11 protein-coding genes are annotated in these 15,876 nt (G+C 61.0%); all 11 read right to left on the bottom strand.

The genetic code is table 11. From position 1 onward, the window contains the following. Positions 1–104 precede the first annotated feature (104 nt). The 11 genes from BMZ66_RS11475 to BMZ66_RS11425 all read right to left on the bottom strand — a co-directional run bounded on the left by BMZ66_RS11475 (position 105) and on the right by BMZ66_RS11425 (position 15,871). Positions 105–566, bottom strand: coding sequence for a nuclear transport factor 2 family protein (locus BMZ66_RS11475; protein ID WP_092672711.1), 462 nt, complete (start codon positions 564–566; stop codon positions 105–107). A 15-nt stretch (positions 567–581) separates the two neighbouring features. Next, positions 582–1,949: an MFS transporter gene (locus tag BMZ66_RS11470; protein WP_092672708.1), complete on the bottom strand. Its 1,368-nt coding sequence runs from the start codon at positions 1,947–1,949 to the stop codon at positions 582–584. A 30-nt stretch (positions 1,950–1,979) separates the two neighbouring features. Further along, a complete protein-coding gene (locus BMZ66_RS11465) occupies positions 1,980–2,636 on the bottom strand; it encodes a beta/alpha barrel domain-containing protein (RefSeq protein ID WP_092672705.1) in 657 nt (218 codons plus the stop codon). Positions 2,637–2,776: 140 nt separating this feature from the next. Next, positions 2,777–3,787 (bottom strand): sugar kinase, encoded by a 1,011-nt coding sequence (locus BMZ66_RS11460; protein WP_092672701.1) that lies wholly within the window; start codon positions 3,785–3,787, stop codon positions 2,777–2,779. Between the two features lie 148 nt (positions 3,788–3,935). Then, positions 3,936–5,372: a glucuronate isomerase gene (uxaC, locus tag BMZ66_RS11455; RefSeq protein WP_092672698.1), complete on the bottom strand. Its 1,437-nt coding sequence runs from the start codon at positions 5,370–5,372 to the stop codon at positions 3,936–3,938. Between the two features lie 336 nt (positions 5,373–5,708). Continuing rightward, a complete protein-coding gene (locus tag BMZ66_RS11450; protein WP_092672695.1) occupies positions 5,709–7,361 on the bottom strand; it encodes a UxaA family hydrolase in 1,653 nt (550 codons plus the stop codon). Positions 7,362–7,515: 154 nt separating this feature from the next. Beyond that, entirely contained in the window at positions 7,516–9,051 is a 1,536-nt protein-coding gene (locus BMZ66_RS11445) for a tagaturonate reductase (protein WP_092672692.1), read from the bottom strand. A 20-nt stretch (positions 9,052–9,071) separates the two neighbouring features. Beyond that, a complete protein-coding gene (gene pelA / locus BMZ66_RS11440; RefSeq protein ID WP_234795066.1) occupies positions 9,072–10,196 on the bottom strand; it encodes a pectate lyase in 1,125 nt (374 codons plus the stop codon). Positions 10,197–10,233: 37 nt separating this feature from the next. After that, positions 10,234–10,584: a cupin domain-containing protein gene (locus BMZ66_RS11435; protein ID WP_092672686.1), complete on the bottom strand. Its 351-nt coding sequence runs from the start codon at positions 10,582–10,584 to the stop codon at positions 10,234–10,236. A 33-nt stretch (positions 10,585–10,617) separates the two neighbouring features. After that, on the bottom strand, positions 10,618–12,516 hold the full coding sequence (locus tag BMZ66_RS11430; RefSeq protein ID WP_092672683.1) for a RagB/SusD family nutrient uptake outer membrane protein: 1,899 nt from the start codon (positions 12,514–12,516) through the stop codon (positions 10,618–10,620). A 28-nt stretch (positions 12,517–12,544) separates the two neighbouring features. Beyond that, entirely contained in the window at positions 12,545–15,871 is a 3,327-nt protein-coding gene (locus tag BMZ66_RS11425) for a SusC/RagA family TonB-linked outer membrane protein (RefSeq protein ID WP_092672680.1), read from the bottom strand. Between the last annotated feature and the right edge of the window lie 5 nt (positions 15,872–15,876).

The raw sequence follows: 15,876 nt of genomic DNA, 5'->3' as shown, positions 1-15,876 counted from the left end.
TGCAGTACTAACTCAATCGTTGAACGAAGCGAGCGAGATGCTTGCCTACGGCGACCTGCGGTTCGCTGCGCTCTACATGACCGCTTTTTTTGGCAATAGTGGAATTAAGATGCCTGCTTTTGCGACTGCCACAGCACCACCTGCCAGCCCTGCTTGTTCTTCACCTGCACCACAACATACTTGATGTGCGCCACGTTAGGCGAGCCGTCGGGCTTGTTGGGCTGGTAAATGTTGATTTGGCCATTCACCACGGCTGCTTTGCCATCGTTGTAGGCGCGCACGTTGATGTTCTCAACTTCGATTTTGTCATACACGCTCTTGCCGTCGCGAATGCTTTGGATGTACTCCGTCTTGGTATTCTGCTTGCCGTTGGAGTGCGTGTACACCAAGTCATCGGCGAAAGCTTTTTCCAGGAAAGGGTAATCCTTTTTTACCTGGGCTTCGAAGCGCAGGCGCTCCAGCGCTTCTACTTCTTTGGCGGCTTTGTCGTTTTTGCCGTTGGTGGTTTGGGCCACAGCGGCCAGGCCCAGCACAAAAATCAGTGCCAGTGTGAGCAGTTGTTTCATAAGAAGAGGCGAGCGCTAGGCTACGGATTGAGTGGGTTCGTCGAGGTTGATTTGCTTCATGTTGGGGGCCAGGAAGTGCATGAGCACCCAGGCCAGCAGGTAAGCACCGCCGCAAATCAGGAACATGATGAAATAAGCCGTTTCCAGCTGACCGATGCTTTCGTAGTACACGAACATGCGCTTCTGCACCAGTGCCGACAGCAAAATGCCGCCCAGGCCGCCGGCCATGCCACCAATGCCGGTGACCGAAGCCACCGCCCGCTTCGGGAACATGTCCGACACGGTGGTGAAGATGTTGGCACTCCAAGCTTGGTGGGCCGCGGCGGCAATGCCGATAACCAGCACGGCCAGCCACATATTCATCTGCCCGAGATACTGCGCAAACACAATCGGGAACACGCAGAGCGCAATGAGCAGCATCGACAGCTTGCGCGCCCGGAAGGCGGCCATGCCGTTGCGCATGAAGTTCAGCGGAATCCAGCCGCCGCCTACGCTGCCGATGCTCGACAGGATGTACACGGCGGCCACCGGGAAGGCCACGTCGGTGCCCCGGAGGCCGTATTGCTTGTTCAGAAAATCGGGCAACCAGAACAGGTAAAACCACCACACCGGGTCGGTGAGAAACTTGCCCAAAACGAAGGCCCAGGTTTGGCGGAAGGTGAGCAGCTTAAACCAGGAAACCTTGCCTTGCACCCCTTGGGCAGCTACTTGCTCGTCCACATCGCTGTGGATGTAATCGAATTCCGCTTTGCTGAGGCGGGTCTGCCGGGCGGGTATTTCGTAATAAATAAACCACAAAATCAGCCACACAAAACCCAGGGCGCCAGTAATCACGAAGGCCCATTTCCAGCCGATGGTTTCGGCGATGAGCGGCACGGTGAGCGGGGCAATGATGGCGCCCACGTTGGAGCCGGAGTTGAAGATGCCGGTGGCCAGGGCCCGCTCCTTCTGCGGAAACCACTCGGCCGTGGTTTTGATGGCGGCGGGGAAGTTGCCGGCTTCCGTCACGCCCAGAAAGCCACGGGCCACGCTAAAGCCCAGCGTGCTACTCACAAACGCATGGCCAATGGCGGCCAGGCTCCACAGGAAGGTCGACAAGGCGTAGCCAATCTTGGTGCCCAGCTTGTCGATGATGCGGCCCGCGCCCAGCATGCCCACCGAATACGCGACTTTGAACGCAATTTCAATGTTGGCGTAATCCCCGGCGTTCCACTTAAACTCCGTTTCCAGATAGGGCTTGAGCAGGGAAATAACGGCGCGGTCGAGGTAGTTGACCGTGGTGGCGAAGAAGACCAGCGAACAAATGGTCCAGCGGTACTTCCCAATTGCGGGCCCCACATCGATGGATGGAACGTCCGGAGCTAGCTGCTGAGATGGCGTCATATTGGGGCGGGTTTATGGAAAGGAGAACGGTTACTTACCCAGTTGGGCAACAATTTGCATTAACTCGGCGATGCGGGTGGCCAGCGCATCGGTATCATCGGCATTCTTGAAAAGCTGCGAGCCCATGCCCACGGCATTCACGCCAGCGCCAAACCAGGCGCTGAGGCTTTCGTGGGTGGGCTCTACGCCGCCCGTCACCATGAGCTTGGTGTTGGGCATGGGGCCGCGCAGGGCCTTCACATAATCGGGACCCACCACGTTGCCGGGGAAGATTTTGACCACCGCCGCGCCCTGCTGGCTGGCGTTGTAAATCTCGGTGGGCGTCATGGCGCCGGGCAGCCACGGAATGTCATGGGCGCGGCATACTTCGGCGACCTCCGCCGTGGCCAGGGGCTGCACCACAAACTCGGCGCCGGCCGCAATAAACTCCTCGGCTTCCTGGGCCTTGTAAATGGTACCGATGCCGAGCACCATGTCGGGGCACTGCTGCTGCACAAACTCCTGCAGCTGCTCGAACACGACCATGGCTTGCTCTCCACGGTTCACAAACTCAAACACCCGAATGCCGCCGTTGTAGCAAGCCTGCACAATGCGTTGGGCATAAGCGGCATCGGCCTGGTAAAACACAGGCACCACCGGGTGGGCGAGCAAAGTGGCAAGAGTGGCTGCGGGGGTGTGGCGGGGCATGTTTGTTTTGATAGTAAGAGCGTGACGAGAACCTGTCATGCAGAGCGCAGCGAAGCATCTCGCATGCTGCAGTAATTAATACCACTGAACGAAGCGAGCGAGATGCTTCGCTGCGCTCTGCATGACGTTCTAATGATGTTTCATCTCAGCAAGCGGCCACTAGTGTTGCCGCGCATAATGTCTTCCACCTCAGCCACCGACACCAGGTTGATGTCGCCGTGAATGGTGTGCTTTAGAGCGGAGGCCGCGACGCCGAATGTCAGGGCCTGCTGCGGGTTGTTGTAGGCCAGTGAGCCGTAGATGAAGCCGGCCATGAAGGCATCGCCGCCGCCAATGCGGTCCACGATGGGATTGATGTCGTAGGTGACGGTTTCGAGGAACTGCTCGCCGTCGTAGAAGATGCCTTTCAGGCCGTTGTGCGAGGCGCTGTGGGTTTTGCGGCGCGTGGTGATGACCTGCTTGACTTGCGGAAACCGCTCCATCACCTGCTGCGCTACCGACACGAATTTGTTGTCGGTGCCGGGCAGCGGTTTGATGCCGAACAAGTCGTCAGCATCGTTTTCGGAGCACACCACAATGTCGCAGCCTTCCACCAGCTCCGACATTACGTCCTGGGCCGTTTGGCCGTACTGCCACAGGTTGCGGCGGTAGTTCACATCGGCCGATACGGTGATGCCCAGGCGGCGCGCCGCGGCAATGGCCTGGCGCGTGGCCTCAGCAGTGCTGGCCGAGATGGCGGGCGTGATGCCCGTCCAGTGCAGCCAGCCAGCGTCTTTCAAAATCTCATCCCAATTGAACGCAGTTGCATCGAGGTGCGCAAAGGCCGAGTTGGCGCGGTCGTACACCACTTTGCTGGGCCGCATCCCTGCTCCCACTTCCAGGAAATAAAGGCCGAGGCGGTCGCCCTGAAAAACCGTGGCGTTCATGTTCACGCCAAGAGCGCGGAAGTGCTGCGCCGCTGCAAGGCCCATGTCATTGGCCGGAAAGCAAGTAACGTGCGCGGCGGGCACACCAAAGCCCGCCAAGGAGGCGCCCACGTTGGCGTCGCCGCCGCCGTAGGTGATTTCCAGGCTTGGGGTTTGTGCGAACCGATAATTCAGCGGCGGCGACAGCCGCATCATGATTTCGCCGAACGTGACAACTTGCTTCATGTATTGGAATGGTTGGAAATCATAAGGTTTTCGTCTGTCATCCTGAGCGTAGCGAAGGACCTTATCACGCACAGACAATCAGGTATGCTGCTAATCGTTCTTATTTGATAAGGTCCTTCGCTGCGCTCAGGATGACAGACTATTATGGTTACTGTGCGTCTGCAGCCACCGCTGCAGCCACTTTCTCGAAGCCAAAGTACTCCTTGGCGTTTCCGTAGCAAATATTCTGCACCGTGCGACCCAGCAATTCCATGTCGGCCGGAAGTTCACCGTTCTCCACGTCGTTGCCGAGCAGGTTGCAGAGCACGCGGCGGAAATACTCGTGGCGCGGGTACGAGAGGAAGCTGCGCGAATCGGTGAGCATGCCCACGAAACGCGGCAGCAGGCCCATGTTTGAGAGCGAGTTCAGCTGCTTTTCCATGCCGTCCTTCTGGTCGAGAAACCACCAGCCGGAGCCGAACTGCATTTTGCCGGCCACCGAGCCGTCGTTGAAGTTCCCAATCATCGTGGCGATGAGGTCGTTGTCGGCTGGGTTGAGGTTGTAGATGATGGTCTTGGCCAGCTTGTCCTGGCTGTCGAGCCGGTCGAGGAAGGTGGAGAGGGCGCGGCCCTGAGGGAAGTCGCCGATGGAATCCCAGCCCGTGTCGGGGCCCAACTCGCGAAGCATGCGCGAGTTGTTGTTGCGCAACGCGCCAATGTGGTATTGCTGGGTCCAGCTCTTCTCCCAATCCATCTCGGCCAGCAGCACCAGCATGGCCGATTTGAACTGCAGATTCTCGGCGTGGGTCAGCTCGCTGCCGCCGCGGATTTTCGTGAAAATGGCATCGATTTCCGCGGCTGTGTAGTCGGCAGCGTAAATCTGCTCTAGGCCGTGGTCCGACAAGCGGCAGCCCAGGCTGGCGAAGAAGTCGTGGCGGCGGCGCAAGGCCGTTTCCAGGTCGGCAAAGGTGCGGATGTCCACTACCGCCACTGGGCCCAGGCGGTCGAGGTAGGCGTTGTAGCTGGCGGCATCGTCTACGGCCATGGCCTTGTCGGCGCGGAAGGTGGGCAGCACGCGCACTTCGCAGCCCGAAGCCGCAATGGCCTGGTGGTGCTCCAGCGAATCGGCGGGGTCGTCGGTGGTGCAGAGGGTTTCCACGTTCATCTTGCGCAGCAGGCCCTGCACCGAAAACTCGGGGGTTTGCAGCTTGGCGCTGCACTCGTCGTAGATGCGGCGGGCGCTGTCCTTGTTCAGCAGTTCCGTGATGCCGAAGTAGCGCTGCAGCTCCAGGTGCGTCCAGTGGTAGAGGGGGTTGCGCAGGGTGTAGGGCACGGTTTCGGCCCATTTCTCAAACTTCTCCCAGTCGGAAGCATCGCCGGTGATGTAGCGCTCGGGCACGCCGTTGGCGCGCATGGCGCGCCACTTGTAGTGGTCGCCGTAGAGCCAGATTTGGGTGATGTTCTCGAACTGCTTGTCCTCAGCAATCTGGTCGGGCAGCAGGTGATTATGATAGTCGATAATGGGCATCTGCTTCGCAAACTCGTGGTAGAGCGTGCTGGCCGTAGCGGTTTGCAGCAGGAAGTCGTCGTTGAGAAATGGCTTCATAAGTAACGCGGATGACGAGGCGAAAATCGGATAGAATAAGAAGCGGTGTGTTGCCGAAGGTAGCAGCAGAATCAGACCGCAACGTTATCAGAAAAGCGTGTTGAACAGGTTTTATTTACGTAAACGATTGTGATAGCTGAGCGGAAACGGTTGCGGCAGGTGCAGGGACGATTGAGTTGCCTGTCAGCTCGGTTGTCATCCTGAGCGGAGCGAAGGACCTTATCACATTGGCAGAGCATCAATAGGTGAGTACACGTTGAAGCAACTCGTTCAACCGTGATAAGGTCCTTCGCTGCGCTCAGGATGACAGGCGTTTTCAAACGCCTCCTTCGCCCCTTACAAACTCACCCCGCGCTTCCACGGAATGAAATCGGCCTGGTCGTGGCGCACGGCGGCTACTTCCTCGCCGCTGGCTACGCGGATGACGTAGTCGAGAATCCGCTCGCCGGCTTGTTCAATGGTTTCCTCGCCGTCGATTACGGTTCCGGTGTTTACATCAATGATATCGGGCATGCGCTTAGCCAGGGCCGTGTTGCTGGCCACTTTGATAACCGGAGCAATGGGGTTGCCAGTGGGTGTACCCAGGCCGGTGGTGAAGAGCACGACATTGGCGCCCGAGCCTACTTCGGCGGTCGTGGATTCCACGTCGTTGCCGGGCGTGCACAGTAGGTTCAGGCCGGGCTTGGTCACCAACTCAGGGTAGTCGAGCACTGCTACTACGGGCGATGAACCACCCTTGCGGGCCGCTCCTGCCGACTTCATGGCATCGGTAATCAGACCGTCACGAATGTTGCCCGGCGAAGGGTTCATATCGAAGCCCGAACCCACGGCAATGGCGCTGTCGCCATAAGCCTTCATGAGGCTGCTGAAACGCTCGGCCGTGGGTTGGTCCACGCTGCGGTCAACCAACTCCTGCTCTACGCCGCACAGCTCCGGGAATTCGGCCAGAATAACCGAGCCGCCCAGCGCCACCACCATATCGGAAACGTGCCCAAGGGCTGGGTTGGCCGAGATGCCGGAGAAGCCGTCGGAGCCGCCGCATTCCAGGCCAATGTTCAGCTTGGACAGCGGGGCGGGCTCGCGGCGCGCCTGGTTGGCCAGCATCAGGCCCGCGAAAGTCTGGCGCAGGGCCGTGCTGATGAGGGTTTCCTCGGTGCCCAGCTTCTGCTGGTCGAGGATGTAGAGCGGCTTGCTGAAGTTGGGGTCGCGCTTGTTGATTTCGTCCTGCAGCATGCTGGCCTGCGCATTCTGGCAGCCCAGGCTGAGCACAGTGGCCCCGGCCACGTTGGGGTGCGTGATGTAGCCGGCCAGCAGGCCGCACAGCGTCTGGGCATCCTGACGGATGCCGCCGCAGCCGCCTTCGTGGGCCAGGAAACGGATGCCGTCCACGTTGGGGAAAGGGCGCGTGCTGCGGGCCGCATCCTGCGCGGTTTCCAGGTCGGCACTCAGGATTTCCTCTACCGACTTGCCGGCCTGCAGCAAACTCAGCAGCTTGCGGGTTTCGGGCTGGTAGCTCTTGCGGCGGCCGTAGCCGAGGTCGGTTATGAGAGCTTCCTGCAGTACCTGGATGTTGCGGTTTTCGCAGAACACCAGCGGGATAACCAGCCAGTAGTTGGCGGTGCCCACGCGGCCGTCGGCGCGGTGGAAGCCCAGAAAGGTGCGGTCTTGCCAAGCGCTTACGTCGGGGGCCGTCCAGGCAGGGCGCTGCTGGGCGTTCTCGTCGTAGGTGTTGGTGGCGTGCTTGATGTTGGCCGTGGTGAGGCGGCCGCCGGGGCGGATTTCCTCGCGGGCGGTGCCCACTAGCACGCCGTACATGGTCACGGACTGGCCGGGGCTCAGGCCCAAGGGCGCGAGCTTGTGCTTGGCCGGAATGGCTTCGCTGGTGGTCACGAACCCATTTTCCCACGGCACTTCGGTGCCAATGGGCAGGTCGGCGAGGGCGACGAGCACATTATCAGCGGGGTGAATACGGGCTACTTGATGCTTCACGGAGATGTGATAGTTGGTAAGGAGAAGTTGGGGGTTGTGTCCTGCTTTGTCATCCTGAGCTTGCGAAGGACCTTATCACATCTGGATTGTTTGCCCGAATTCATTTGATGCAAACGTGATAGGGTCCTTCGCAAGCTCAGGATGACAGGCATTTTTAAGAATTAACAACAGCCGTTTTCTTGGTGAAAAACGCTGCTAATGTCGAGGGCGCGCCTTCCTCCAGTAGCTGGTTCAGGTACTGGCTCACCCAATTGGTGAAGCCGGGCAGGCGGGTTAGGTCCTGGCCCCAGAGGGCGGTGTTGCGCAACGCGGCGGCGGTTAGCTCCTCGGGCGAGAGGCGAGCCCAGAGGTCGGCAAAGTAGCCGGCGCGGTCGTCCTGGATGGCATAGGTCTGGCCGTTGGCTTCGCCCTGTCCTACCCCCGGCGCCGAGGCCGTGTTGCGCATAAAGAGCAGGTAGGCCGCGAAGCCCAGCGCCATGTAGTGCGGCACGGCCTGGTGTTGCTTGTAGTAGTGCAACAGCGTGGGCACATTGCGCATCTGCATCTTCATGGTGCCCTGCATGGCGATGGCCAGCCAGCGGTGCTCCAGGTAGGGGTTGCGGAAGCGGTCGAGTACCTGCATGCCGAAGCGCTGGCCCACTTTTTCATCCACCGCGTACGGGATGCCGGGCAGCAGGTCGGCCAGCATCAGGTTGTGGATGAAACGGGTCAGGTTCTCGTCGTCCATGGCTTCGCGCACCGTGGTGCAGCCCATCAGGTGGGCCAGGGCGTAGCTGAGGGTGTGCGTGCCGTTGAGCAGGCGCAGCTTCAGCTCGCGGAACATGGTGATGTCGGGCCGGACGACCACGCCCCGCGCCACCGAGTGAAACGACAGGATGTTGCGCACCTGCTCACCGCCTTCGATGGCCCAAAGCGAGTAGGCTTCGGCCACGGTCAGCAGCTCGTCCTGGTAGCCCAGGTCGGCTTGCAGCTGCTCGTAGGTGGCAGCGTCGGGGCGGCCAGGCACGATGCGGTCGACCAGCGTATTGCAGAAGTGGTTAGCTACTTCGAGCCAGTCGATGAACTCGCTGCCCAGGTCGTTGCGATGGGCCAGCTCCAGCACAATGGCTTCGAGCTTGCGGCCGTTGTCAGGAATCAGCTCGGTGGGCACAATCACCAGCCCGCGGCTCACGTCGCCTTTGAAAGCCTGGAAGCGCTGGTAGAGCACGGCCAGCAGCTTGCCGGGAAACGACTGTGGGGGCGTGAGATGAATGTCCTCGTTTACGAGTTGAATGCCGACCTCCGTGGTGTTGGAAATGACTACCTGCAGGTCGGGGCTGGCGGCAAAGCTCAGCACCTCGGCCCACTGGCTTTTGGCAGATAAAACCCGGCTGATGCTGGCGCACACCACGTTTTCCTCCACCGGCTGGCCGTCGTCGACGCCGCGGATACTCACCGTGTACAGGCCATCCTGACGGTCGAATGCGGTGGCGTCGCCGCCATCGGTGCTTTTCACCACCACAATGCGGCCGTTGAACACGCCCTGGCGGTTGGCCTCGTCAATCATGAAATCGGGCAGGCCGCGCAGCAGCACGCCGGTGCCAAACTGGAGCACCTTCTCGGGCAGCGCAAGCATCTCGGCCGTGGGCCAGGCCAGGGCGGTGGCAGTAGCGGGGGCCGCCAGGGCGAGCTTTTGGGTTAGGGTAGTCATGGGCAGGATATATAGCCTGATTATTTTTTTGCTTCGCCGTTGGTGCTGTTCACGCGTTTTTGCCAGGCGGGGTACTCCACGGCCAGCAGCTTGGCCGGCCAGGTGCCGGCGTAGAGGTAGCCGGCGCGGCGCTCGTTTTCAATCTCTGAGAGTTGGTAGCGCACCTTGCTGTCGCGGCCCACATAGATGGGGCGGTCGGTTTCGAGCTCGTAGAAACGTGCCCAGATGGTGGAGCCGGGCTCGGACACGATAAGGCGGTCGAGCACTTTCTTGCTGCCAGGGGCTGTGACATCCTTGGTGGCATAGCCGGTTAGCTTCACTTTTTCGAACCAGCTGATGGCGCTTTCAATCGACTTCTTCACGGCGTCGGAGGGCTTCTCGATGCCCATCAGGAACCGAACAATGTCCACCGATTCGTCGCCGCTGAGCGAGGCGAGCTCGAAGGCGCGGGCTTTGGCCGGCTGCAGGGTGTTTTCGTCGTGCTGGGCGCACCAGGCTGTGGGGCGGCCGTTGCGCACGTACTGGGTTTTCAGGATGCACTCCACCCCCAGGTCAACAGCTGCCTGGGCCCGGGGCGCCAAAGAGGCGTCGAGCACGGCAAACTGCTTGCTTCGGGTAGCCACGCTCCGCAACGTCTGCAGCACGCGCACCATGGCGTTGTCGTTGTAGGTAATCTGGTGACGGTAGTTGCTGAAGTCGGGAAAGAACTGCGGGAAGCCGCCATTGGCGTACTGCATTTTCAGCAGGTAGCGCACGCCGTTTTCAGCGGCCTGGCGGTAGGCAGGGTTGTTGGTTTTTTGGTATGCCGCGGCCAGGTAGGTGATTTCCCGCGTGGTGGCGTTGTTGTCAATCGTGGCGTCATTGCGGTTTTTGTCGTCCAGGGTGCTGGCGCGCTCCACGGTGCCCAGCGGACGGGTGTAGTCGACCTTGGCGGTGCCTACGGCCTTGGGCCAGCCACCGATGGCCCGCTGAAACACCAGCATCTTCTCGGCGGTGGTGTCCACCGCCGCTGCTTGCTGCGGCTTTTGGGCGGTTCGGAAACTTTCCGAACCACCCGCGGCCACCGTCACCTGCTGAGTCAGGGGCGTTTCAAGTCCCACCTTGCTCATTCCCGCCAACAGGAACAGTAGTTGCAGCGTTATCATGCGTTGGTATAGTTGGGCCGGGCCCGGTTGGTATTGACTACAAAAAATCGGTGCGGGCAGGGTTGAACACGTCGAGCAACACGCCGGCTTCGAGGCACTCCACGCCATGCCACTCGTTAGAGGCGGCGTAGAAGCAGTCGCCGGCACGCAGCACTTGCCGCTCGTCGCCCACGGTCACCGCAAACACGCCGCTTTCCACATAGCTCAGCTGCGTGTGCACGTGCTGGTGTCGGCTGCCAATGCCACCCTGGTCGAAGTCTACTTTCACCAGCATGGTGTTGGCATCGTAGGTCAGTATCTGGCGGCGCACCCCATTAGCTACCGTTTCCCAGGACCGGGCGTCGGCCCGGCCGAACACCGGAGGAGTACCATTCAGAGTGTTTGCCATGGAGTTGGAAAGCAGCGTTGACAGCGGGGCGGCTTAGTAGCCGAAGTTTTGCTTCAGGGCGGGGTCAGCGTTGATGGTAGCCTGCGGAATGGGCAGCAATTCCTTGCCGCGGCCGGGCAAGTACTGCGCGGCCAACCCCGAGCCAATGCTCGTCAGCGGAGCCGTGGTACCTGACAGGGTGTAGGTCGTACCGGACGGCTTGGTGTTGGTGACGTACGCCGCGGTGATGGCCTGGCGCCAGTCGACCCGAGCGGTGCCCGTGGGCGCTGCGTTGGGCGTGGGCGAGGGCCTGTAGAACGAGCGGGTCCACTGCACGGGCTGCACGGCCAGCGAGGGAGCCGTCGGGATGCGGTAGTACTGGTACAGCGGCACGTTGTTGTAGGGTGCCTGGCCCAGGGCCAGCTTCTCGATGTTGGCCTTCGTCTCGTTCATTTTGGCTTCGAACAGGTTCCAGCGCATCAGGTCATACTTGCGAATGCCTTCGCCCCCGAACTCCAGGTAGCGCTCGTTTACCAAAGCGGTGAAGAAGCTCGCTTTCGAACCCAGGCTGAACCCTCCCCGCGTCAGCGTAGAGGTAGCCAAGGCACGGTTGCCACCGAAACCACGACTGCGCACGTCCAACAGCGCGTTTTGTGCCGCTTGGGTGGGACCGTCGATTTCGTTCTCGGTTTCGGCAAACATCAGCAGAACGTCGGCGTAGCGGATGATGGGCCAGTTGTAGTCCAGGTAGTTCACCGAGCCCGTCACGGGCGGGATGTGCCAGTCGCGGCGCCACTTGCCATCCGCCGCGGCCGTCAGGGCCACGCCAATCTGCACGGTGCCGGTAGCAGCCATACCGTAGGAGGCAATGGTCACGTCGCGGCGCAGGTCGGTCGAGTCGAAAGCATAGAAGTACGTGGGCACGATGGTGACGCCGCCTTGCGAAGAGCCGTAAACACTGGAGGGGTTTTGCAGGCGCGGGCCGTTGTAGTAGCCCAGCTTGCTGCCCGAAGCTCCCGTGGCGGTGGCGTGGCCCACCTGGAAAATGAGCTCGTTGGCTGCCTCGGGGCGCAGCTCGTTCATGCTTTTGAAAGTTTCCAGGAAGCTAGGGTTTAGGTTGTGCTCCTGGCGGGCGCTGGTGGTCATCAGGTCGGCGCACTCCTGGCGGGCAATGCGGTAGAAGCTCAGGTAGTCGCTGGGGCGCGTCATCTGGTTTCCTTGCAGTGAGAAGCCGCCGCGGTACAGGGCAATGCGAGCCCGGAGGGCTTTAGCGGCCCCCTTGGTGATGCGCTCGTTGAACGCACCGGCCTGCGAACGCCAGGGCAACAGGTCGGAGGCCAGCAGCAAGTCGGCCACGAGGCGCTCCAGGGTACCATTGCTGTCGGAGTTGGGCAGGTTGAAATTCTGACCCGAGACGGCTGGGGTGAATTGCACCGGCACGTTGCCCCAGTTGCGCACCAGTTCAAATAGGTACTGAGCACGCAGGGTAAGGGCTTCGCCGTGCAGGCGGCGCAGGGCCGCTACGTCGGCGGCGCTGCCGCTCGTGTACAGCGCCATCTTTGGAATCTGGTCGATGCAGATGTTGGCGCGCTCCACGCCCTGGTACAGTTGGTTCCAGGACCGGGTCACGTCGTCGTTGTTGGGCTGCACGGCGTAGCGGGCAATCTGGCGGCGGGCGTCAGAAGGCGCACCTATCGAGCCAATCAGCTCGTCGGAATCCAGGGGGAAGTACAGGCTAACGCGCTGGCCGTAGCCGTAGTCGCCCGACAGTGGGTCGTAGGCGCCGATGATGGCCGCGGTGGCACCGCTCACGTTGCTGAACGTGTATTCCGTGGTGTTCAGCGCAATGGGCTCTACTTCAAGATAGTCTTTGCAGGAGGACACCAGCCCGGCGGTGCCGGCAAGCGCCACTGTAGCCAGCAAAAACCGGCCAAAAGAATGAAACGATTTCATAATATAGAGGGCGAAAAACGGGTGGGAATTAAAGCGACAGGTTCACGCCGAAAATGAAGGCGCGGCTGCGGGGATAGGCGGCGTAGTCCACGCCCGGAGTGAGCGGGGTAGCGCGGCGGGTGTTCACCTCGGGGTCATACCCCGTGTATTTGGTGAAGGTGTACAGGTTGCTGCCCGTCACGTAGAAACGCAGGGACTGCATCTTGGCACGGCTCGTCAGGGCCTTGGGCAGGGTGTAGCCCATGGTCAGGTTATTGATGCGCAGGAACGAGCCGTCTTCTACTGCCCAGGAGTGGAACACCAGGCCCCGGGTGGGGGTCCAGATGGAGGCGTTCTGGTTCACCTCGTTCAGGCGGTCAATCGTGGTGATGGGCGAGCCATCGGCTTCGATGAGGCGGTATCGGTCGCCCATGATGCCCAGCACGTTGTTGAAGGACGTGTTGGCCGTGTTCGTGGTGAACTCAATCTTGTTGGCGTTGTACACGTCGTTGCCCAGCACGAAGTTGAGGAACAAGCTGGCGTCAAATCCTTTATAGGAGAACTGTTGGTTCAGGCCGCCCACCATTTTGGGGTTGGCGTTGCCAATCACCGTCTGGTCGTTGGCGTCAATCTTGCCGTCGCCGTTCAGGTCTTTGAATTTCACCAAGCCCGGCCGGTAAGCCGTCTCGCCGATGAGGCCCAGGTTGTCCACAAAGGTGACGTCGGCGCGGGGCCGCCACGCGTTGGCGGTGCTGCCGGTAGCGGTGCCAGGGGCTACGTAGCCCGAGAATTCATTGGCCGTGAGGAAGCCATCGGTTACGTAGCCGTACATCTCGCCCACGGGCCGGCCCACGCGGGCCAGGTAGTCCTGGGTGAGGGCGGTGCCGCCCCAGCCCGAGGTGATGCCCAGAATTTCCTGCTGGTCGCCGCCCAGGCTCTCAATGCGGCCCCGGTTGAACGAGGCGTTGGCCGTGGCCGTCCAGCTGAAGTTCTCGTTGCGAAGCACGGTGCCGGTCAGCTGCAGCTCCAGGCCGCGGTTCGAAGTCGAGCCCACGTTTTGCAGCTGGGAGGTGTAGCCGATGAAGGCAGGCACCGGCTTGTCAAGCAGCAGGTCGCTGGTGGTGTTGTAGTACACGTCGGCGGTGAACTGCACCCGGTTATCCAGCAAGGCCAGGTCTAAGCCCAGGTTGCGCGTGGTGGTCGATTCCCAGATGAGGTTGGGGTTGGCCAGGCTCGTGGCCGACGAGCCGAGCACCAGTGTGTTGTTGAGGGCGTAGGGGGCCGTAGCCGCCTGGAAAAGCTGGTTGTAGAGGAAATCCCGGATGCGGTTGTTGCCGGCCTGGCCGTAGCTCAGGCGCAGTTTCAGGTCCGAAATGGTAGGCACGCTCTTGAAGAACTCCTCCTGGGAAATGCGCCAGGCCGCCGAAGCACCGGGGAAGAAGCCCAGCTTTTTGCCGGGAGGGAATTTCGACGAGCCATCGGCGCGGAATGTTCCGGTGAACAAGTACTTATCGGCAAACGAATAGGTCACGCGGCCAAAGCCGGACAGTTGGCGATAGTCCACCGGCACGCTGGTACCCGGCAGAATGGGCTGCGCCGTCTGGCCGGCCGGAATCACGCCTTGGTTGATGTTGGCCAGCGCCCGCTCCGCCGTGATTTCCACCGGCAGGAAGTTGGTTTGGATATACATCTGTTCGGCGCGCTGCTGGTAGGTTTCTTCACCAATCAATACCCCAACCGCGTGCTGACCAGCTTTGAAGTTGTAATCCAGCACGTTCGAGTTGTTGAACGTGGTCTGCCGAATAGTCGTGATGGTTGCAAACGGCAGGTTGGAATAGCCCCCCGCCGCCGAGCGCAGCGTGGGCGAGTAGCGCCCGTTGAAGGTGCTCAGGTTGATGTCGGTGATGTCGAAACCCGCCGTGGTGCGGAAGGTCAGGCCTTTCACAATCTGATAAGAAGCGTTGGCGCCGATGTTGAGGGTGCGGCGCTTGTCTTTGCGGTACTCGTTGTCGATGGTAACCACTGGGTTTACCAGGCCCGAGTTATCGGCAAAGTCCGAGTCGAAGTCCGACGGGTCGGGCACGGAACCGTTGATTTTGGGCACGAGCAGCGGCTGGTACTGGATGGAGTTGCGCAGGCGCGAGGTGGTGCTGGAGCCGGTGTTCACGGTCTGGCCCGTTGAGGAGGTGCCCAACGCCGAGCCCGTGCCCGTGCCCAGGGTACCCTGGTCGTTGAAGCGTGTGTTCAGGCCGATGCGAAACTTCTCGCTCACCTTGGTGTCGAAGCGGAAGTTGAGCAGGTTGCGGGTGTACTCAGAGCCGCGCTGAATGCCTTCTTCATCGTTGTGGGTCAGGCTCAGCGCGTAGGTGGTGCCCTTGGCGCCGCCGGCCACCGATACGTTGTGCGTCTGCTGGAAAGCGGTGCGACCAAATACCTCGTCCTGCCAGTTCACGAACGGCGAGTTCCGGGCACGCTGCAGGGTGTCGCTGTTGAAATTGGTGCTGCCGTACAAGTTCTTAAACGAGGCCAGCGAGCCCGGGCCCGTAGCCCCTACCAGCCGGGAACGCTCGTACTGGTAGTTCAGGAAATCCTCGGGCTCCAACACGTTCAGCGTCCGGGCAATTCTGCGTACGCCGGCAAAGCCGTTGTAGGTCACCGTGGTGCGGCCTTCCGAACCTTTTTTGGTGGTGATGATGATAACGCCGTTGGCGCCGCGGGCGCCGTAGATGGCCGTGGCCGAAGCATCCTTCAGCACGTCAACCGAGGCGATGTCCTGGGGAGAAATTACGTTCAGTGCGTTTTCAATTTGAATGCCGTCCACTACGTAGAGCGGCGAGTTGTCCTGGGTGATGGAGCCACCGCCCCGCACCCTCACCTGCACGTCGGGGTTGCCGGGCGTGCCCTCGGCGCTGGTCAGCTGCACACCGGCCAAACGGCCCGTGAGCGCTTCAGCGGCCGAGTTTACGGGAATGTCCTTAATCTGCTGGGCACTCACCGACGATACCGAGCCGGTCACGTCGCGGCGTTGCACCTCCTGGTAGCCAATCACCACTACGTCTTCGAGTTGCTTGCTGTCGGAGGCGAGGGTGATGTTGATGGTGGACTGGCTGCCCACCTGCACCGTTTGGGCCACAAAGCCCACGTAGCTGAACCGAAGCTTGGCCGCCGCTGCGCCGGCTTCGGGCAGGGTGAGGCTGTAGCCGCCGTCGCCGCCGGTCGAAGCGCCGTTGGTAGTACCCTCCACTAGCACCGTCACGCCGGGCAGGCCCTCGCCCTCGGCAGATTTCACGACGCCCTGAACTTGGCGGCTTTGCGCCGCTGCCAGTCCGATGCTCCCCAAGAGCAGCAGCCAAAGCAGGAGAAAATGTTTTTTCATCTTTT

The organism is Hymenobacter arizonensis (genome assembly GCF_900115775.1).
Classification (GTDB): Bacteria; Bacteroidota; Bacteroidia; order Cytophagales; family Hymenobacteraceae; genus Hymenobacter; species Hymenobacter arizonensis.
This window is presented reverse-complemented; position numbering and strand designations above follow the sequence as displayed.